This window comes from Desulfovibrio sp. SGI.133, assembly GCF_050313955.1.
Lineage (GTDB): Bacteria > Desulfobacterota > Desulfovibrionia > Desulfovibrionales > Desulfovibrionaceae > Desulfovibrio.
In genome coordinates, this window is sequence record NZ_JBNPMK010000006.1 from 120,689 (window position 1) to 139,926 (window position 19,238).

Consider the following 19,238-nt stretch of genomic DNA (forward strand, 5'->3'; position numbering starts at 1 on the left):
GGAACAGATGACCACACTTGCTGCGCTGACCACGCCCTGCCTGCTGCTGGAAGACGAAAAGCTGCAGGCCAATATGGACCGGCTGGCCCGCCGCCTGCATGAGCGCGGCGTCTCCCTGCGGCCCCATCTCAAGACCTGCAAGAATATCGAGATCGCCCGCCGCTGTATGGAAAGCCCCACCGGCCCGGCCACGGTCTCCACACTGGCGGAAGCCGAATATTTTGCCGCAGGCGGTGTGCATGACATCTGCTACGCCGTCGGCATCGCCCCCAACAAACTGGAGCGCGTGGCCGAACTGCGCCGGCGCGGTATCGACCTGAGCGTGGTGCTGGACAATGAGGAAAGCGCCCGGCTGCTGGTGGACTTTGCCCGGCAGCGGGACTGCCGTCTGGCCGTGCTGCTGGAGATAGACTGCGACGGGCACCGGGCCGGCCTGCGCCCCGACGATCCCCGCCTGACGGCCATCGCCGCCCTGCTGCGGGATGGCGGCCAGGAGGTCCGCGGCGTCCTGACCCATGCGGGCTCTGCCTACGACCTGCCCACCACGGAAGCCATCGCCGCTCTGGCCGTGCAGGAATGCGCCGCGGCCAATACGGCGGCCCGGCTGCTGCGGGAAGCCGGCTTCCCCTGCCCTGTGGTCAGCGTCGGCTCCACGCCCACGGCCTTTTTCGGTGAAGATTTTTCCGGCATCACGGAAGTCCGGGCCGGCGTCTATGTCTTCCAGGATCTTGTCATGGCCGGTCTGGGCGTCTGCCGCCCCGAAGACCTGGCCCTTTCCGTGCTGACCACGGTCATCGGCCGCCAGAGCAACGGCAGCGCCCTGATCATCGACGCGGGCTGGATGGCCCTTTCCCGTGATACGGGCCTGCCCTGGAAGCGGGAAGAGTTCGGCTACGGGCTCGTCTGCGACGAGGCCGGGAACCTGCTCCCCGGCCTGCGCGTCACGGAGACCAATCAGGAACACGGCATCGTCAGCGGTCCTTCCTGCCCTGCCCTGCCTGCGGGCAGCCGGCTGCGCATCCTACCCATCCACGCCTGCGCCACCGCCGCCTGCTTCGACAGCTACACCGTCCTGCGTGAAGGACGGATCCGCGGCCGCCTTGAACGCTGCCGGGGCTGGTAAACAGCCGCATCTTTTGGCCGCACGAAGCACAATTCGCCTTTCGTGCGGCCAAAAATCCAATGCTTTTCCCTGCTTGCCTTCTGTGCGACTTCGTGTAACCTACTCGTCACATCATTGACGCGAGGTCGTAACAATGGACGGACATGTCCTGCTTCTTGTGCTGGCTGCAGCCCTGCTGCATGCCACCTGGAACAGCATCGTCAAAGGCGGCTCCAACAAACTCTTCGAATCTTCCATGAACGCCCTGGGCGGCGGGCTGGGGGCCCTGCTCATCCTGCCCTTCCTGCCCGCACCGGCGCCGGAATCCTGGGGTCTGCTGGCTCTTTCCTGTTGTTTCCACCTGACATACTACATCTGCATCTCGCAGGCCTATGACAAGGTGGACCTCTCCATGGGCTATACCATCATGCGCGGCTGTGCCCCCATGATCACGGCCCTGGCCCTGCTGCTGCTCGGCAATCACATCAGCCTCACCGGTTGGGGCGGTGTCCTCCTGCTCTGCCTCGGCATCCTGACCCTGACCCTGGAGCACGTCCACAAGGGCGCCCGCGCCGCGGACATCCTCATCTGTCTGCGTACTTCCCTGGTCATCGCGGGCTATACGCTGGCCGACGGCTACGGCGCCCGTGCCAGCGGCAACGGCGTCAGCTACACCTGCTGGATCTTCTTCCTCAATATCTTCCCCATCCATGCCTATGTGCTCTGGCGGCACGGCGGCACCTACATCAGTTATCTGCGGAAGCGCGCGGCCACGGGCCTGTTCGGCGGTCTGTGCGGTCTGGGCTCCTACGGCATCGCCCTCTGGGCCATGACCCTGGCTCCCATCGCCCTGGTGGCGGCCCTGCGCGAGACCTCCGTGATCTTCGGCATGCTGCTGGCCGTCATCTTCCTGCATGAACGGCTTTCCCGTTCGCGCATCATGGCCATCCTCATCGTCATGGGCGGGGCCATGCTGATACGGCTCGGCTAATCTTTCCCGGTCTTTTCATCCGTTGTGCCAGGCAGGCCGCTCCGGCGACCTGCCTTCTCGTCCTGCCGGAGCCCGCACCCTTTGCCGCAATACGGCAGCGGTCGCCTTTTCCTGCCCAGCCCCAAGGATAGCCATGCCCCGCCCTTCCAGAAAAATCGCCATCATGCAGGCCGCTGCCAGGCTCTTTGCGGCCAAAGGCTACAATGCCGTCTCGGTACGCGATATCGCCGCCGAGATGGAACTGACACCGGCTTCGCTCTATTACTACTTTCCTGACAAGGAGACCCTGTACCGGCAGACCCTGGTCATGGTGTTCACCGGCGTGCAAAGCGCGTTCAAGGCCCCGCAGGGGACCACCGGCATCGAAAAAATGGAATGCCTCATCAGGAACGTCGTCACCTACTGCTGCGGCAATCCCATCTTCACCCGCCTTCTGCTCCGCGAGCTCAACGAAGGCCTGGAAGAGCGTCTCCACTTCCTCGCTGACAGTGTTTTTGCCACCCTCCACGAGAACTTCATCAAGATACTTGCCCAGTACGGGATCCGGGATACGGAACGGATCATGGAATCCATCGAAAGTTCCCTCATCGGCTACCTGCAGCTTAGCCGGGTATCGCACAGCCTCCGGCATTATGCCGGCCATCCCCTGACGGCCGCCGTCATCGCGGAACGGATATGCGCCCAAATCCGCCGGGAACTCCAGCCCTGAGCAGACGCTGTGCCTTCCAGGCCGCCAGGACAACGGCATTGAGCAGGATCAGCTGGCCCCAGAATGGCAGGACATCGCCCAGCGTCGCCCCGCGGAAGGCCATCAGCATATAGCCGGAGATGGCGGGAGTGGCAGGCACGAACTGGGCCAGACAGGCAAGAGGCAGGGGCATGGCCTGCAGCGGCCAGATGGTGCCGCTCAGGAAGAGGAAGGGGATGGACGTAGGGAGCATGAGCAGCAGGACCGTATGCTCCTTGCTGAAATATTCCCCCAGCATGCTGCCCAGGAAATGGCATACGCTGAAAAAGGGCAGCAGGAAGAACAGCAGCACGGCAAAATCCCGGACAGGCAGCAGGTCGTCCACCTGCTGCAGCACAAACAGATAATAGAACGCAAAAATCAGGCCAAGGCACAGTGCCAGCAGCACTCTGCCTGCTGCAGCGGCCATGCCGCCGGAGGCCCCGGGAAAGCGCTCTTTCCGGGTCACGGCCAGCATGGCGCAGCCGATGATCATGATCTGCTGCAAGATCAGCACGAACACGGGCGGGACCGTATTGCTGGCATAATTGCCCGCGGGATTGTACAGCAGCCGGGCATCGATGCGTCCCCGCACCTGCAGGGCCAGGGCCGCGCTTTCCGGTACGCCCTGTTTGCGCAGGCGCTCCACGCGGGCTCCTGCGCCCAGGCTTTCCGTGGCCAGCCGCCCTCCCTGTACCAGCATGCCGTAGGACAATAGATGAGCCGCCTCACTGTAGAACGGCACCACGGTCTCCTGCCCGCGCAACAGTCCCCGCTCAAAGTCCCTCGGGACTACGATGCCCCCCACCATATCGCCCGACCGCAGATCGGCAAAGGCCTGCCCCAGATCGGCATAGCGATGCAGGCGTATCCCTTCCGTGGCATCCAGACTGCGCAGCAGCTGGCGGCTGCTGGTGCTGCCATCCTGATCCACGGCAAAAAACGGCAGATCCTGCGGGACCTCATAAAAATACGGGCTGGGATACAGCAGCGAATAGAACAGGATGCCCACGATGAAGATGGAACGGGCACCACGAGAGGCCGCCAATACGGCACATTCCGCACAAAAGCTCTCCAGTATTTTCTTCATCGGGCGATTTCCTCTTCCTGACGGCGCGAACGCAGGCTATGGAACAGGCTCCCCAGTCCGCCGTACACGCAGGCCAGCAGGCATAAGGCCCCCAGGATGGACCAGTGCTGCCCCAGGGCATCGCCCATCTGGATCACGCTGCCTTCCAGCCGCAGCAGCTGGGTGGACGGCAGCAGCCCCGACCAGAAACGGGCAAAAGGCGGCATGGCCAGCTGCGGGAAAGTGATCCCGGCAAAGGCAAAGGCCGGGGATGCCAGCCCCGAGACCATCATCAGTGCCAGAAGTATCTCGTCGCACAGGCCCGCGATAAAGACCGCCAATGCCGCGCAGGCCAGCGAAAACAGCAGATAGATCACGCAGACCGCTAGGATGGAGGCCTGTAGGGGAAAGTAGCCGCGCGCAGCCAGCAGGCCTGTCTGGAGGCAGCCCAGCATCCCCACGAGGAGGGCCACCGGACAGACACTGCCCCAGATCCGCGCCATGGAGGGCCGTTCCGGACGCAGTCGGTGCAGGACGCAGACGCTGTACAGCAGGGAGGTCAATTGCAGCAGGATGGGCAGGAAGGAGTGGACAAGAAAAATCTTGTAATTGGCCGCGGGATTGCCCAGTGAACGCAGATCAAGCCCTATCCCCGCTGTCTGCCAATCCGCCTGCACCGGGGGGACCCCGGATCGACGCAGCGTATCAGTAAAGACCAGCTTCCAGCCGGCAGTGCCAAGGTCCACCAGATCCCGGCGCAGGACGCTGCCCACCGGCATATGCTGCCCGTCGATATAGGCGATGGCCTGCACCGGACGCCGGCGGAGCAGATCCCGCTCAAAATGGCGCGGTATCACCACCACGGCAAAGACCTCACCACGGCGGATGGCGTCCCTGCCCTCGTCCGGTGAGGCGAGCAGCGCCGCAACACGCGCACTGGGTAGAGCATCCACCCGGCGAATCACCTCACGGGACGTGCTGCTGTCATCAAGGTCGCAGACGGCTACGGGCAAGCGGCGGAGCAAGCCATCCGCAAACAGCCCGTCAAGAATGACCATGCCGGACAGGGGCGCTATGAGCAGCAGCCAGATGAAGAGCCTGTCCCGTGGCCAGGAGCGGACTTGCGCCAGGGCGGCGGCCCAGAATGAGCCCATCAGTGTCCATCCTCCATGACGGGATCGAAAGGCCAGGCAAAAATAACGCTCATGCCCGGCCGCAGACCGGGGACGGGCTTCACGGGGCGGCCCCGGACTTCAAAGGTCTTCAGGTCGAACGAATCCGAATTGTTGGTGGCGCGCCAGGTGGCGTAATTGCCCAGCGGCGCCATGTAATCAACCCGGAAGACCACTTTTTTCCCAGACAGCGCAGGAATCTGCCCCACCAGCAGCCTGCCCATGCGGACATCCTGCAGCTGGTCCTCGCGGACCTGGATCACCATCCACAGATCATCCAGTTCGATAAGCGTCACCAAAGGATAGCCCGGCGCCACCAGTTCCCCCACGTCCACAAGGACCTTGCTGATCTCCCCATCCACGGGCGAGCGCAGCTCCACGTCCCGCGCCATGCTCTCCACCTCCTGCAGGCGCGCTTCCAGCGCCTGGGTGGCAGCCCTGGCCGCCGCAATGTCCTCCTGCCGCGAACCGGTGACGGCTTCTTCCAGCGCGGCCTTCATGGCGCGCTCGCGGGCCCGGGCCTGGGTCAGGGCATTGACCGCTTCATCATAGCGCTGGGTGGAGACGGCCTGCTGCGCATGCAGGACACGGCAGCGGGCGTGGGTCTTTTCCGCTAGGGCCAATGCCGCCACAGCTTCCTGATGCTGCTGATGCAGGCGGCGTATCTCTTCTTCGCGCGTCCCGTTGAGCGCTTTTTCCAGCTGGGCCCGCGCCCGTTCCAGCTCCTGACGGGTCTGCAGTACACGGGCCTCCATCTCTGTCCCGTCCAGGCGCAACAGCAGATCGCCCTGCCGCACGGGCGCTCCGTCCCGCCCCGGTGTCGCGGCCACCCGGGCCGAGAATTTGGCCGCGACATCTATCCGCGTCCCGTCCATCTCTCCCTGGATGAAGGCGTTTTCCCGGTCGACATCCAGCAGGCCGGACAAAGCCATGACCGCGATCCCCGCAGCCACCAGCCCCAGTACTGCCGGCAACAAGAAACGACGCATCATCTTTTCCTCCTTCAGCGGGCCAGTATCCCCCGGAAGAGCATCCCGGCCAGTTCCCGGGCATCCGCCTCCGCATCACGCGCAGGAGAGATAGCAGAGAACATGGGATAGTCCCGCAAGATGCTGAACGCCATATCCACCAGCAGGAAGGCCTTCAGAGCGCTGTCTTCTCCCGCAGGACCGGCCTTTGCCAGGATGCGGCCGATGACGTCCAGCAGGGGCAGAAAGAGGGCCGAATGCAGCTCACGCGTTTTTTCGTCGCCTACATGCAGCGAACGCCGCAGCAGCAGGAACCAGGATTGGTGGTGCTGCTTGCGTATGAACGTGGTCAGGATCGCCGTGATCTCTGCCTGCAATGTGCCGCACAGCGCCGCGGCATCCGTCCCGGCAGCCAGGGCATCTTCCAGACGCCGTGTCATGGGACGCACGATGCTGCCCAGATTCTCGAAAATGACAGTACGGGCCGCATCGTACAGACCTTCCTTGCCGCCAAAATGAAAAGAGATGAGCCCCTGATTGCAACCGGCCAGCCCGGCGATATCACGGGTGCTCGTCCCCTCGAAGCCGCGTTCCCCAAACAGGACCAGGGCCGCTTCCAGCAAGGCCATCCGGGTAACCTCCCCCTTGCTGCGCCTTTTGTCCTCCAACGTATCGTCCATACTCTTCCTCCTGAGCAGGACCGTAGCTCCCCCTATAATTTTAGTCAATCAATTGATTAAAAAACTGGAAGCTTTCTTGTCTGTTTCCTCAGTTACCGCAAAGCTATTAAGAGAATACTGGCTACAAATCAGAGTCTCTACTCCTATTGACATTCGAACGATCGTTAAATAAAAAATATCCATCTGGTGAGATGGCAGGAAAGGCTCCTCTCCCCCCTTCCGTTCTACACCAGGCCGGAGGCCTCCCCGCAACCTCCTAATCCCTCCTCTATCCGGCAGGCATGCCTGCCGGATTCTCTTGTTACAAGGGACTTCCTTCCTGACGGCCCCGTCCAAAATGAAAAACGCAGGTCCTCGGACCTGCGTCATCTTTTTTTGCTCCGGCCTTCCTCTGCGGAAGACGCCAATGTCGCCATTTTTTCTGGAAATCAGGCTAGCCCTCTGTCGACACGCCGGCCAGACCTGCTCCCAGCCAGGCCGCACCCCAAAGACCGCTGTAGGCTTCCGCATAACGCCGGACGGGGATGCGCTCCAAGACACCCAGTTCCGACGCCATATAAAAACCTTCCCTAAAAGACGGATGCTCCGTGACAGCGGGGTTGCGCAACAGCATACCGCCGGTGAGGAACAGGCCGCTGTAGCACAACGTGGCCAGCCCCCAGTGCGCACAAGTTCGTCCCAGAAAACGGGCATACCAGCACAGGGTCGGCTGGTCCCTCACCAGTCCTTCGGCCGCCGCAGCGGCAGGGGACAGCTCCCGGCCTGTCAGGAACTGATGTAGCACGACCAGCCCCCGCCCCGTAACCACATCATCAGGACGCAAGAACGGCCGCCCCAGCCGTTCACGAGCAAAAGCTGCAAAATCCTCTTCTTCCCGTCCCAGAAAGGCAAAGGCCTGATGTCCGGCCTCTGACGGCAGGGGCAGCCAGCGCAGCTGCCCGCTGCCCGTCTGCGGGACCAGCCAGCCGGAGCCTAGTCCTGTACCGGCCCCCAGCACGGCCACAGGTGCAAGCGCTTCCCTGGGAGAACGATGCGCCGGACAAGGGAGGTCGGCCGGTCCCAGCAGATGCCGGGACCGCTCCCCCACCCGGGTCAGGCAGGCACAGGCCTCACAGACGAAATCATTGACTACGCGGGCACGACGCAGGCCGAAGTGCGGCATGACGGCCTTCAGATCTATCTGCAAAGGTGCATTGCTCAAACGGGCGCGCAGACCATCCTGGACAGGTCCGGCAACCCCCATGACCAGCGCGGCGACCTGTGCCAACGGGGTATGCAGGCAATTTTCCCACTGTTCCAGGATCGCCCCACTGTCCTGCAGGTCGGCTGTCGGGCATGTTTCCACAGCGTCCAGAGCCAGCCCTCGGGGCGTAGCAGTAAAACGGGCAAAACGGCAGTGGGTCCCACCCAGATCAATGGCGGCAAGCATGCTCATGGTCTTTGTTCTCCGTACAAGGTGTTCCCGCCAGCCTACGCATGACGGCCCTTCAGGTCAAAGCGGCAGACACATACAGCAGGAGCAGGCCCTGTATTGGCCCTGAGACGGTACAGCAAATGCCGTCTGTTTTATTCCTCTATCCCGTCGGGATACTTTTCCTTCATGGTTGCCTGCTCGACTACGGACGCACACTCTGTCATACTGGTGGGAGCAGTGGCCGTCCCGTCCCTTTCAGCCCCGGAGTATCCATGGCCCGCAAAAACGACAAGCGTTTCCTTCAGGCGAACCGGGAAGCCCTGTTCGCCCTGGCTGCCTATGCCCTGTATTTCCTCTGGTGGTATCTGACAGCCTACGGACTGGGGAGCGATTCCCCGGACAACTACAATTATACGCTGGGCATGCCGGACTGGTTCTTCTACAGCTGCGTGCTGGGCTACCCTGTGGCCTGTCTGCTCGTCTGGGGACTGGTGCGCTTTTTCTTCAAGGACATGCCCCTTGATGATGATGCATCCCAGGCGCCGGAAGCATCTTCCTCCCGCGAACATCACCCCGGTCAGGAGGAACGTCCATGACCGCTGCCTCCTCCACGCTGCTTCCCATCGTCCTGTATCTGGCGCTGTCCTTTGTGGTGGCTCTATGGGCCGGAAAACTTTCCCGCAAACATGAGAACGCTTCGGGCTTCCTTGAGGAATACTTTCTGGGCAGCCGTTCCATGGGCGGCTTTGTGCTGGCCATGACCGTGGTGGCCAGCTACACCAGTGCCAGCAGTTTCATCGGCGGGCCTGGGGTGGCCTATACCGTGGGCCTGAGTTGGGTCCTGCTGGCCATGATCCAGATGCCCACCGTCTTCCTGACCATCGGGGTCCTGGGCAAACGCTTCGCCATGGAAGCCCGGGCCATGAATGCCGTGACCATCACCGACTACCTGCGCGTCCGGTATGGCAGTGACGCCGTGGCCATCCTTTGCTCTCTGGCCCTGCTGGTCTTTTTTGTGGCTGCCATGACGGCCCAGTTCATCGGCGGTGCCCGCCTGTTCCAGGCCATCACCGGCTACCCTTATGAAGTCGGGCTGGCGCTCTTCGGCATCACGGTCATCGCCTATACCGCGCTGGGCGGGTTCCGTGCCGTTGTCCTTACCGATGCCATGCAGGGCATCGTCATGACTGTGGCTTCCGTCGTGGTACTGCTGGCGGTGGTCCAGGCCGGAGGCGGCATGGAGGCCTGTATGCTGCGCCTCAAGGCCATCGATCCCGGCCTCATCACGCCCACAGGCCCCAAGGATGCCGTGCCCCAGCCCATGATCCTCTCTTTCTGGGTACTGGTGGGCCTGGGCGTACTGGGACTGCCCCAGACGAGCCAGCGCTGCATGGGCTACAAGGACTCACGGGCCATGCACAGCGCCATGATCATGGGCACGGTCATTATCGGTTTTCTCCTGTTGAGCGTCCATCTGGCCGGAGCACTGGGCCGGGCCGTCATCCCCGGCCTGGCCGTAGGCGACATGGCCATGCCCAGCCTGATACTGGAGCTGCTGCCGCCGTTCTGGGCCGGGGTCTTCATCGCCGGCCCCCTGGCGGCCATCATGTCCACTGTGGACTCCATGCTGCTCCTGGCCTCGGCGGCCATCATCAAAGATCTTTATGTGCAGTACGTCCTGAAAGGCGACAGCAGCCGCATGCCATTGCAGCGCATCAAGCGCTTCAGCCTGGGCTGCACGGCCGCCATCGGCGCCGTTGTCTTTATGGCGGCCCTGGAGCCGCCGGACCTGCTGGTCTGGATCAACCTGTTTGCCTTTGGTGGTCTGGAAGCCACCTTCCTTTGGCCCCTGCTGTTGGGCCTATACTGGCGCAAGGCCAATGCGGCCGGTGCTCTGAGCTCCATCCTGGTGGGGGTGATCTGCTTCTTTGCCCTGAGCATCCTCAAGCCCTCCATGTACGGCATCCATGCCATCGTACCCTCTACTCTTGCGGCCCTGCTGGCTTTCCTGCTGGGGAACAGGCTGGGGACATCGCGCTCTGCCTGAACCATCCGCTGATAACGGACCTGAAAACACAAAAGCATCTCCTGTGGGGATGCTTTTTTTATGGTGTACGTCCATCTTTGCCACCACCATCCGCAACAGGATACTGAGGGAAGGCCCTCCTGACGGCAGGATCAGCAAGAGGCAGCGTCCCATCTTCCAGCCCCATCATGCCTGCAAGACCGCGGGCAGCGCCTGATCGACGACGAAGGCGCGACGCCGCTCTGCCTGTGCCTGCCCTTCTCCTGCCCGGAGCTCATCCCTCCCCGCAGGAAAGTCCCCAGCGGGTCTATCCCGGATACAGATTCCCCATCTCCGGCATGGCCGCAGCCGCCCTTTTCTGATCACAGGGCATAAAAAAAGGGCCCCCGAAGGGGCCCTGCATGACAAGGACGCGGATCGCACCTAGCCGCCCATAAGCCAGTTGAGCGGCGTAAGGGAGAGCGAGGGGAAGAAGAGGAGCAGGAAGAGCATGATGATCTCCGTCACCAGGAACGGCAGCATGCCCTGCACCAGCTTGGTGATCTTGATGTTGCCCACACCGCAGACCACGTAGAGCACCGTGCCCACGGGCGGGGTGATGACGCCGATGCCCAGGTTCAGGATGAACAGCAGGCCGAAGAAGTACGGGTCGATACCGGCCTGGGTGATCAGGGGATAGAACACCGGAGCAAAGATCAGGATGTTGGGGGTCAGGTCCATGACCATGCCCACCAGGAACAGGAAGATGTTGATGGCCAGCAGCAGGAGCACGGGGCTGTCGATGAGCGGCCGGAACAGATCGGTCACCTGGTTGGGGATCTGGGCGATGGTGATGAACCAGCCCACGGCCGTGGCCGTGGCCACGATGAGCATGACCACAGCGGTGGTCCGTGCCGCACGGGCGCTGACGCGCAGCAGACCGCGGAAGCTCAGTTCCCGGTAGTACCCCATACAGACGATGATGGCGTAGATGGCCGCAAAGGCGCCGCCTTCCGTGGGCGTGAACACGCCAAAGCGGATGCCGCCCAGCAGCAGCACGGGCATCATGAAGGCCGGGGTGGCGTCACGGATGATCTTCCACTTTTCTTCACGCGTGAAGGTGATGGTCTCGTTGTAACCATCGATGCGCACGATGAAGAACCAGACCACCATCAGGGCCAGGCCGATGAAGATGCCCGGGAACAGGCCGATCATGAACAGCTTGGTGATGGACAGGCCGCTGATGGTCGCACCCAGCAGGATGAAGTTGGTGCTGGGCGGGATGATGGGGCCAAGGATGGCGCCCGAGGCGATGACGCCGCCCGCACGGCCGGGCTTGTAGCCCACTTCAGCCATCATGGGCAGCAGCAGGCCGCCCAGGGCCGCGGCTTCACCCACGGAGCTACCCATCAGACCGGCAAAAATCACGCTGGAAATGATGGCGGCATAACCAAGACCGCCGCGCACGCGACCGATCATGAGCTGGGCCAGCTGCACCACTCGTTTGGACAGGCCGCCCTCGGCCATGATCTCGCCGGCAAAGACGAAGAAGGGGATGGCCATGAGGGGATAGTTGTTGGCCCCGTCCAGCATGGTGGACGGGATGATCATGCTGTCCCACATGCCGGAATGCCACATGAGCACGATGGAGCACAGCACCAGCACCATGGAGATGGGGATGCCTACGAACAGGAACGCAAAGAGGCTGCCAAGGAAAAGAAAAAGCTCCATACCCTACAACTCCTTGCTGATTTCCTGCTCGATCTTTTCCTCTTCCGTCGCCTTGACGAAGCTGCTGGCGGGACGGCGCACAAGGGCGATCAGATCCCGCAGGCAGATAAGGATGGCCGTGAAGGCCATGATGGGCAGCGTGCTGTTGATGAAGGCCATGTTGACGTTGGTGGCCACCGAGTTGGTGTCGATGGTCTGCAGCACATAGGTGATGCCGCCGTCAAGCAGCAGCCCCAGAGCGCCCATGGTCAGCAAAATGGCCAGGATCTCTATGCATTTGCGGGACATGCCCGAGAACATGTCCACAAACATGTCCACCGCGATGTGCTTTTTCCAGTAGAACGCCTCAATGGCACCGAAAAAGGTGATGTAGATGAAGAGAAAGCGCGCCCATTCCTCGCTGGGGGGATAACTTCCGCCAAATACATAGCGCAAAAAGGCATTATAGAAGACCAGACCGATCATCCCCAGAAAGATGACCGCACAGAAAATTTCAAAAAGCAGTTCGCCAGACAAACCGTGCCTGGTTTCGGCAGCCGGCTGCCCGGGAGCCGTCGCGGGCGTCGTTTTGGTTTCGCTGCTCATCGTATCCCCCTGCGTATCGGAAGAAAAACCGCTGCTGCGGTGTCTGCATGCGTGGTTCAGGGTCGAAAAAGGGGGACGCCGCCCCATGCGGCATCCCCCGGTATCCAGATGTTACTTCGCGTCGCGGTAGCTGGCGGCGCTTTCCAGGATTTCCTTGGCATTGGGAACGGTGTCATAGAACAGCTTCCAGCTGCGCTTGCCCGCTTCCACCATGTAGTCGTGGAATTCCTTGGAAGGAGTATTCACAGAACCCTTGGCGGCCTTGATGGTCTCGATGGCCTTGGCGTCGCCTTCTTCCACCATCTGCCAGATGTCGTCAGCAGCGCGCTTGGCGGCTTCGTTGAACCAGGCCTTGTCCTGTTCCGGCAGCTTCTGGTAGAACTTTTCGTTGATGTACAGGGAGTGGATCACCAGGATGTGACCGGTCAGGGTGATCTGAGGGGTGATCTCGTACATCTTCAGAGCCACGATGTCGGACAGGGGGCTGTCGCCGCCGTCGATGACGCCCTGGTCAAGAGCGCTGGGCACTTCAGCGAAGGGCATGGGCTGGCCGCTGATGCCGCATTCCTTGGCAAAGTTGGTGTACAGGGGGATGTTGGGCACGCGCATGCGCAGGCCCTTCACATCATTGACGCTGTTCAGGGGCTTCTTGGTGTAGAAGTGACGGAAGCCCAGAGGGAAGGCGTTCAGGGTACGCAGGCCGGACTTTTCGGTGAAGCCTTCATTGATCAGCTTGAAGGTCTCGCCTTCCATGGCGCGGCGGGCGTGGTCATAGCTGTCGTACAGCATGGGGGTTTCCAACATGGCCATGGCAGGATGCAGGGCCGAAGTCTGGGTACCCGTGGCACACATCTGGATGATGCCCTTACGGGTGCTGGCGATGTAGGCGTCTTCCTTGCCCAGGGTACTGTTGGGGAAGACCTGCACTTCGTATTTGCCGCCAGACAGTTCCTTCAGATACTGGCCGAACTTGTGCATGCCGATGGTTTCCGGTTCACCTTCGGGCTTCATGCCGGCGATCTTGATGACGATGGTCTTGGCAGCCATGGCAGGCGCAGCCAGCGCACCCATGACAAAGGCGCAGGCCAAAAGCAGTGCAACGATACGTTTCATCATCCACCTCTGCTGATTTGGGATTGAGATAGGGAGCCCCTTTTCCGCACCCTGACGGCCTTTTGCCCGTCAGGCCACCTGTTTCACAAAGCAAACCATCCGGCCGGACCGGATACGCTATCCGGGGGCCGATCCCGACAGGATGCCGGGAAAACAGGCGTATATACTTGTTTTTGTCATAAGCCTTAGACAGGCTCCGCGTCAATCAATTTTCGTTTTTTGATAATAGAAGTTCGAAAACGAAACCTTTTCATCCCGATATCCGGGAGCAGCTTGCGCGGCCCCTGTCATTCCAGTATATTGCGGCATCCTCATCCTCATCAGGACACTCCATGACCAAGACAACGGAACGCCATCAGGCCCTGCTGCACATGCTCAACGCGCGCGGCTATGCGACCATCGACGAGCTCACCAAGTGTTTTTCCGTGACCCCGCAAACCATCCGCAAGGATATCAACACCCTGGCCGGACAAGGCAAGGTGCAGCGGTTCCACGGCGGTGTCGGCATGCCGCTGAGCACGGAGAACATCCTTTACGAGCAGCGCAAAAAGCTCTTCCTGCCTGAAAAAAAGGCCATCGCCCAAATGCTGGCCAAACATATCCCCGACGGTGCCTCCATCTGCATCAATCTGGGCACGACCACCGAAGAAGTCGCCTATGCTCTGCTGAGCCACAACAATCTGCGAGTGCTGACCAACAACCTCAACGTGGCCGCCATCATGGCCCGCAATCCCAACTTCGACGTGGTAGTGGCCGGCGGCACGGTGCGGCATCATGACCACGGCATCATCGGCCCCAGCGCGGAGAACTTCATCCGGGAATTTCGGGTGGATTACGGCATCATCGGCATTTCCGGCATCGACCAGGAAGGCAACATGCTGGACTTCGACTACAGGGAAGTCTCCGTGGCCCGGACCATCATCGAATGCTCGCGCCGCGTCTTCCTGGCCACGGACAATTCCAAATTCGGCCGCTCCGCCATGGTCCGGGTGGCCAATGTCTGCGATATCGAAGCCGTGTTTTCCAACGCCCCCCTGGAGGAGCACTGGCAACACATGCTCCAGGAAGCCGGGACGGAACTGTATCTGGTCTAGCCGTACTCGGGTATGGGCGGCAAAACGCCAGATCTTCTCTGCACCGCCCCAAGCTACGCCCTGCCCGAACTATCTGGAAACCGCTTTTGTCCGCTGGCGGCAAGAAAACAGCTTCCCGGCAAAGCATTTCCTCCTGTGCCCCGGCAAGGACACACTACCGGCCAAATGGCCTGGCACCAGCGGGAGATACGATTCAGGTACTCCCAAAATGGTAACGAAAAAGCCCCGACGCTTCCTAGATGAAGGAAGGTCGGGGTTTTTACATACAGGATATTGCCGGGGAAAATTCTCCACCAGATGCCGGGACTGCATACGACAGGACAGAAAAAACACGCGGGAAAGGACGCGACCTTCTGCTCTCCTCTGCCCCGATAGCCGCCAGACATACCGTCTTAGCGGCGCCGCAGCAGCATGTCCGTCAACGGCACCATATACAGATAAAAAGCATAGGGCAGGCACTCCGGTCCCACGCCCATGATGGCGCAGGGAACGCTCCCGGCGATGCTCCAGGGGATGATGGCCGCCAGCAGGACGATGCCGTTTTCCAGCGGCAGGACCATCTCCTTCCCGTTCTGCCAAAGAGGCGCGCACAGCTGCTTCGTCAGCATGATGCCGAGCGTCTGGTTGCAGCTTACGGCAGCCACGGGCAGGCCTGCCAGCACCGTGGTCCGAAAGGCCCCCAGCCGTAAGGACAGCCGCCTGCAAAGCGAAGAAAGCCCATCCAGCAGACCGGTGGCTTCCAACAGGCCAGCATAGGCCGAGGTCAGCAGAACGATGCCCGCCACCTGTGCCATGGAGAGCAGGCCGCCCCCGGCCAGCATCTCCATGCCCGCCGGAGGTTCATAGCCGAACACCAGACAGCGCAACAGGGCAGCCGGTGACATCTGCTGGACGGCCAAAGAGACCACGCATCCGGCAAGGATGCTGCATGCCATGATCTTTTTGACATCCCAGCGCAACAGCAAGGGGACCAGCATGAAGACAGCCGGCAACAGGGCCCGGCCATCCAACACCAGCCCCTCGGCAAACAGACCGTCCACATGCGGCAGGCTCTCGGCCCGCGCCGACGGCAGCAGGACGTAGGCCAGGCAGACCAGAAAGAAGGGCAGCAGGGACGTACGCCACATGAGCCGTACATTGTCATAGATGGACGTCCCTGTCAGGGCGCAGACCAGCGCCGCACTGGACGACATGGGCGAGCTGCGGTCCCCCACATAGATGCCGCTCATGACCGCCCCGGCCGTCAGGAGCGGATCGAGCCCGGCCGTGCGCGCCAGCAGCATGAAAACGACGCCCAGCGTACTGGCCGTACCGAACGATGTCCCCAGCAACAGGCTCAACAGACTGCACAGCAGAAAGACCCACAAATGGAAATGGGCAGGATCCACCCACGGCAGGCAATGATGGATGATATAAGGGATGGTCCCGGCCGAACGCCAGACCGCCGTCAGCAAGCCGATGAGGACGAAGATCTTCAGGATGTTGCCGATGGTCCGCACGCCCCGGCCGCACAGGCCGACGATCTCCCGGGACCGAAAGCCCCGCCGGAAAGCATGCCCGGAAAAACACAGCAGGCCGAAGGCCAAGGCCCACAGCAGGGATGCGCCCGTAATGATGCACAGGGCCAGCCCCCCAAGAAACAGCGATATGACGACGGCGTTCATGGACATGATTCCATTCCACTCTCGCCCGGGCCTGTCAAACGCTTTTCCGCCGGGCCCCCCTGCCTCGCCGGCAGACTGCCGCCTATCTGCACTACCTGGGCGATTTCCGACAGAAGCCGCCTACCGGCTCTCCCGAATGACGAAAAGCCCGGCCCCTCGTGAAAGAGGCCGGGCTGCTTTTCTTTTTTCCCTCTGCGAGCTCTCCCTCGCAGTCTAGAAACCTGGGTGCGTCCTCTCCGCTGCCCTGTACTCAGGTCATCAGACGGTACGCAGGAAGTGGGCAGAACACGGCCTGCTGCTGTCTTCCAGCTGCCGAAGGAGTCAGCCCCGCGGGATCACTCCTCCACAGCAAGAGAAAACGATTTGTCTACAGCGCCTTGCCGAAGAACTCTTTCAGGGCTTCCACCACCTGGGTGACGTATTCCGGCTTGTCGTACAGGTCCACATGGCTGGCCCCTTCCACCACATGGATCTTCTTGGGCTCTTTGGCCCGCCGGTAGGCATCTTCCGTGAAATAGAGCGTATCCGCCCGGCTGCCCACGATGAACAGCAGAGGACGGGGCGACACCGTATCCAGATAGGCAAAGGCATCGAAGGCCGCCAGCTTGTCATTGCTGGAAACAAGGTAGCGATTGACGGACGTCGGATAACTGCAGCGCGGTGTCCTGTAATATTCGTAGGCTTCCCGCTGGATCACGGACGTATGCTCGTCGATCTCGTCCGGGCCGTCCGGAACATACTTCCAGCAGGGGGCTTCTTCTCCCCGGGCTACCGCCGTTCTGGCACGGGCCACTTCCTGCAGCAGCTTCTGCATGAAATTCTCGATCTCAACACCGGGAAAACCGTTTCTGGCGCTGTCGCCCACGTCCCAGGTGCTGATCCCGGCCGCCGCCTTGATGCGCACATCGGTCTGGATGGCGCTCATGGTATAGCCGCCCCCGGCGCAGACGCCCATGGCCCCGATACGCTCTTCATCGACGTACGGCAGGGAGACAAGGTAATCCACAGCCGAGCGGATGTCCTCCACGCGCGAGAAAGGATCTTCCAGACACCGGGGCAGGCCTTCGCTCTCGCCTTGATGGGAGGCATCGAATGCCAGGGCCACATAGCCGGCCCGGGCCAGATGCCAGGCGTAAAGCGAGGAACACTGTTCCTTCACGCCGCCGCCGGGATGGGTGACCACCACCGCCGGATATTTGGCGTCCGCATCAAAACCATCGGGCAGGAACAGCAGGCCCGCCAGCTTAAGATCGAACTTTTTGAACGAAACTTTTTTTCCTTCTTCGTAATGCGTCGCGTACTGCATATTCTTTTCCCCTGTCCGGCTTGAGCCGGTGTCATGATCCGGCGGGACGGTCCGCATGGTGACGTCCCGCGCGCAACGGTACGGCAGGCCTAGGCGCCCTGCTCCACAGTTTTGATGATCCTGGCCGGGACACCAGCCACGATGGTGCGCGGCGGGACGTCCTCACGGACAACAGAGCCTGCCGCCACCACGGCACCATCGCCCACATGCACCCCCGGCAGGAGGATGGCGCCGGAACCGATCCAGACATCCTTGCCGATGACGATGGGCGCGATATTGTGGACATGGCGCTGGTCCGGCGGCAAACCATGGTTGATGGTGGCCAAGGTCACCCGGTGCCCGAGGAGCGTCCCGTCACCGATACTGATCCCTCCCTGATCCTGGAAGCAGCAGCAGGCATTGATGAAGACACGGCGCCCGATGCGAATATTTTTGCCGAAATCGGTATAGAACGGCGGGAACAGACGGAACGTCTCATCAATCGGACGCCCCGTGATCCGCCCCATGATCTCACGGATCTCTTCAGGCGTGTGGAAGGCATTGTTCAGCTCTGCAGTCAGGCGCATGGCCTCGTACGAATAGGCGTGCATGCAGTCAAAGGCTTCCGTGCCTGTGACCAGCGGCTGCCCCGCATCCAGGTGTTCCAGCAATGTGTCCAGAGACATCATGGCTCATTCTCCTTCATGATGAAGATCAGGCTGACCGCTGCCACAAGGCCTGATGACGACCGCCTGCGTTCCCTGAGGAGATAGCAGAAAGGTCGTTATCAGGTAAAATACCTATATCAAATAGCTATCCATACATTTTAAGCATAATAAAGACTGCAGACTGCGGGCCCCTACCCGGCTTTTGCGGCCCCCGGCGGCATCACTGATCTAACAAGGACCAAGCACAGCCGACCAGCATCGCCCCCAGCAATCCATTCACCACGCAGGCATGCCGCTGGAACACGCTCTGCAGACTGGCTCCCGCTACGGCCCACACGACGGTGCCCAGACTGCCCATCATGGTCAGGAAGCACATCCCGGCAAGGAGCGCCACTATGGAATCATGGTACGGCAGGATGAAGGCGGAATAGGCCGTCATACCGTAGACCATGATTTTGACGTTGACGAACTGGAGCACGAATCCGGTCATGAAGCCTGCACCGGCACGCCCGCCGCTGTTGCCCCCTGCCTTCGGCATGGCAGTCTTCCATGCCAGCCAGAGCAGATAAGCGCTTCCGACATAGCGCATGACCTGCAGGAAGGAGGCGGACAGCACGGAAAAGGAGATGGAAAGCACGCCGCAAATGGCCATGACACAAAGAAAGCCGCCACAGATCCCGGCGAGTACAGGGATGCTGCCCCTGAGCCCCGCCCGACTGCCCGTCGTCAGGGCCAGAATATTGTTGGGGCCGGGCGTGATGGCCGTGATGAAGGTGAAGACGAAAAAAGCCGAAAATACCGATGCAGGCATGCGCCCCTCCATATCGTTTTGGGATGACCGTCACAGCTGCGGCCTGATCCTGTACCGAGCTACGTGAGATCCCTGCAGGGTACGCTGATGACATATTTCAAAAAAGCAAATATAGTTGCAGTAGGGATTCTATTATTTCGATATATCATGGAGAGAAGT

18 protein-coding genes are annotated in these 19,238 nt (G+C 61.3%); 6 read left to right on the forward strand and 12 right to left on the reverse strand.

Annotated features, from left to right (window positions below; all coding sequences use genetic code 11):
* Nucleotides 1–7: 7 nt before the first annotated feature.
* From ACQRBR_RS08970 to ACQRBR_RS08980, 3 genes are all read left to right on the forward strand, one after another.
* Entirely contained in the window at nucleotides 8–1,123 is a 1,116-nt protein-coding gene (locus ACQRBR_RS08970; RefSeq protein WP_427812808.1) for an alanine racemase, read from the forward strand.
* Between the two features lie 133 nt (nucleotides 1,124–1,256).
* On the forward strand, nucleotides 1,257–2,093 hold the full coding sequence (locus tag ACQRBR_RS08975) for a DMT family transporter (protein WP_289616112.1): 837 nt from the start codon (nucleotides 1,257–1,259) through the stop codon (nucleotides 2,091–2,093).
* 133 nt (nucleotides 2,094–2,226) lie between these two features.
* The gene (locus ACQRBR_RS08980) at nucleotides 2,227–2,802 is read left to right on the forward strand and encodes a TetR/AcrR family transcriptional regulator (RefSeq protein ID WP_168935277.1); all 576 of its coding nucleotides are present in this window, start codon (nucleotides 2,227–2,229) and stop codon (nucleotides 2,800–2,802) included.
* Here the strand turns inward: ACQRBR_RS08980 and ACQRBR_RS08985 are convergent.
* The 5 genes from ACQRBR_RS08985 to ACQRBR_RS09005 all read right to left on the reverse strand — a co-directional run bounded on the left by ACQRBR_RS08985 (nucleotide 2,753) and on the right by ACQRBR_RS09005 (nucleotide 8,144).
* Nucleotides 2,753–3,910 (reverse strand): ABC transporter permease, encoded by a 1,158-nt coding sequence (locus ACQRBR_RS08985; RefSeq protein WP_427812809.1) that lies wholly within the window; start codon nucleotides 3,908–3,910, stop codon nucleotides 2,753–2,755. The genes ACQRBR_RS08980 and ACQRBR_RS08985 overlap by 50 nt on opposite strands.
* Complete coding sequence (locus ACQRBR_RS08990) at nucleotides 3,907–5,043, reverse strand: ABC transporter permease (protein WP_427812810.1); 1,137 nt, start codon at nucleotides 5,041–5,043, stop codon at nucleotides 3,907–3,909. The genes ACQRBR_RS08985 and ACQRBR_RS08990 overlap by 4 nt, the downstream gene beginning before the upstream one ends.
* Nucleotides 5,043–6,053 (reverse strand): HlyD family secretion protein, encoded by a 1,011-nt coding sequence (locus ACQRBR_RS08995; RefSeq protein WP_427812811.1) that lies wholly within the window; start codon nucleotides 6,051–6,053, stop codon nucleotides 5,043–5,045. The genes ACQRBR_RS08990 and ACQRBR_RS08995 overlap by 1 nt, the downstream gene beginning before the upstream one ends.
* 11 nt (nucleotides 6,054–6,064) lie before the next feature.
* Nucleotides 6,065–6,709, reverse strand: a complete 645-nt coding sequence (locus ACQRBR_RS09000) for a TetR family transcriptional regulator (RefSeq protein WP_427812812.1) — start codon at nucleotides 6,707–6,709, stop codon at nucleotides 6,065–6,067.
* A gap of 433 nt (nucleotides 6,710–7,142) precedes the next feature.
* Nucleotides 7,143–8,144, reverse strand: a complete 1,002-nt coding sequence (locus ACQRBR_RS09005; RefSeq protein ID WP_427812813.1) for a glucokinase — start codon at nucleotides 8,142–8,144, stop codon at nucleotides 7,143–7,145.
* Nucleotides 8,145–8,395: 251 nt separating this feature from the next.
* Between ACQRBR_RS09005 and ACQRBR_RS09010 the strand changes: the two genes are divergently transcribed.
* On the forward strand, nucleotides 8,396–8,719 hold the full coding sequence (locus ACQRBR_RS09010; RefSeq protein WP_427812814.1) for a YhdT family protein: 324 nt from the start codon (nucleotides 8,396–8,398) through the stop codon (nucleotides 8,717–8,719).
* The gene (panF, locus tag ACQRBR_RS09015; RefSeq protein ID WP_427812815.1) at nucleotides 8,716–10,170 is read left to right on the forward strand and encodes a sodium/pantothenate symporter; all 1,455 of its coding nucleotides are present in this window, start codon (nucleotides 8,716–8,718) and stop codon (nucleotides 10,168–10,170) included. The genes ACQRBR_RS09010 and panF overlap by 4 nt, the downstream gene beginning before the upstream one ends.
* A gap of 402 nt (nucleotides 10,171–10,572) precedes the next feature.
* Here the strand turns inward: panF and ACQRBR_RS09020 are convergent, their stop codons facing one another.
* The 3 genes from ACQRBR_RS09020 to ACQRBR_RS09030 form a co-directional block, all read right to left on the reverse strand.
* Complete coding sequence (locus ACQRBR_RS09020) at nucleotides 10,573–11,859, reverse strand: TRAP transporter large permease (protein WP_303740406.1); 1,287 nt, start codon at nucleotides 11,857–11,859, stop codon at nucleotides 10,573–10,575.
* A 3-nt stretch (nucleotides 11,860–11,862) separates the two neighbouring features.
* Nucleotides 11,863–12,444, reverse strand: coding sequence for a TRAP transporter small permease (locus tag ACQRBR_RS09025; protein WP_303879035.1), 582 nt, complete (start codon nucleotides 12,442–12,444; stop codon nucleotides 11,863–11,865).
* Between the two features lie 111 nt (nucleotides 12,445–12,555).
* Nucleotides 12,556–13,560 carry a TRAP transporter substrate-binding protein gene (locus tag ACQRBR_RS09030; RefSeq protein ID WP_006005181.1) on the reverse strand — a complete coding sequence of 335 codons (1,005 nt, stop codon included), beginning with the start codon at nucleotides 13,558–13,560 and terminating at the stop codon, nucleotides 12,556–12,558.
* A 329-nt stretch (nucleotides 13,561–13,889) separates the two neighbouring features.
* Here ACQRBR_RS09030 and ACQRBR_RS09035 point away from each other — a divergent pair, with 329 nt between their 5' ends.
* Nucleotides 13,890–14,651 (forward strand): DeoR/GlpR family DNA-binding transcription regulator, encoded by a 762-nt coding sequence (locus ACQRBR_RS09035; RefSeq protein WP_289616108.1) that lies wholly within the window; start codon nucleotides 13,890–13,892, stop codon nucleotides 14,649–14,651.
* Nucleotides 14,652–15,043: 392 nt separating this feature from the next.
* Here the strand turns inward: ACQRBR_RS09035 and ACQRBR_RS09040 are convergent, their stop codons facing one another.
* The 4 genes from ACQRBR_RS09040 to ACQRBR_RS09055 form a co-directional block, all read right to left on the reverse strand.
* Nucleotides 15,044–16,321, reverse strand: coding sequence for a Na+/H+ antiporter NhaC family protein (locus ACQRBR_RS09040; protein WP_427812816.1), 1,278 nt, complete (start codon nucleotides 16,319–16,321; stop codon nucleotides 15,044–15,046).
* A 361-nt stretch (nucleotides 16,322–16,682) separates the two neighbouring features.
* On the reverse strand, nucleotides 16,683–17,621 hold the full coding sequence (locus ACQRBR_RS09045) for an alpha/beta hydrolase (protein WP_427812817.1): 939 nt from the start codon (nucleotides 17,619–17,621) through the stop codon (nucleotides 16,683–16,685).
* An 89-nt stretch (nucleotides 17,622–17,710) separates the two neighbouring features.
* The gene (locus ACQRBR_RS09050) at nucleotides 17,711–18,289 is read right to left on the reverse strand and encodes a DapH/DapD/GlmU-related protein (protein WP_303879007.1); all 579 of its coding nucleotides are present in this window, start codon (nucleotides 18,287–18,289) and stop codon (nucleotides 17,711–17,713) included.
* A 199-nt stretch (nucleotides 18,290–18,488) separates the two neighbouring features.
* The gene (locus ACQRBR_RS09055; protein WP_427812818.1) at nucleotides 18,489–19,079 is read right to left on the reverse strand and encodes a LysE family transporter; all 591 of its coding nucleotides are present in this window, start codon (nucleotides 19,077–19,079) and stop codon (nucleotides 18,489–18,491) included.
* Nucleotides 19,080–19,238 lie beyond the last annotated feature (159 nt).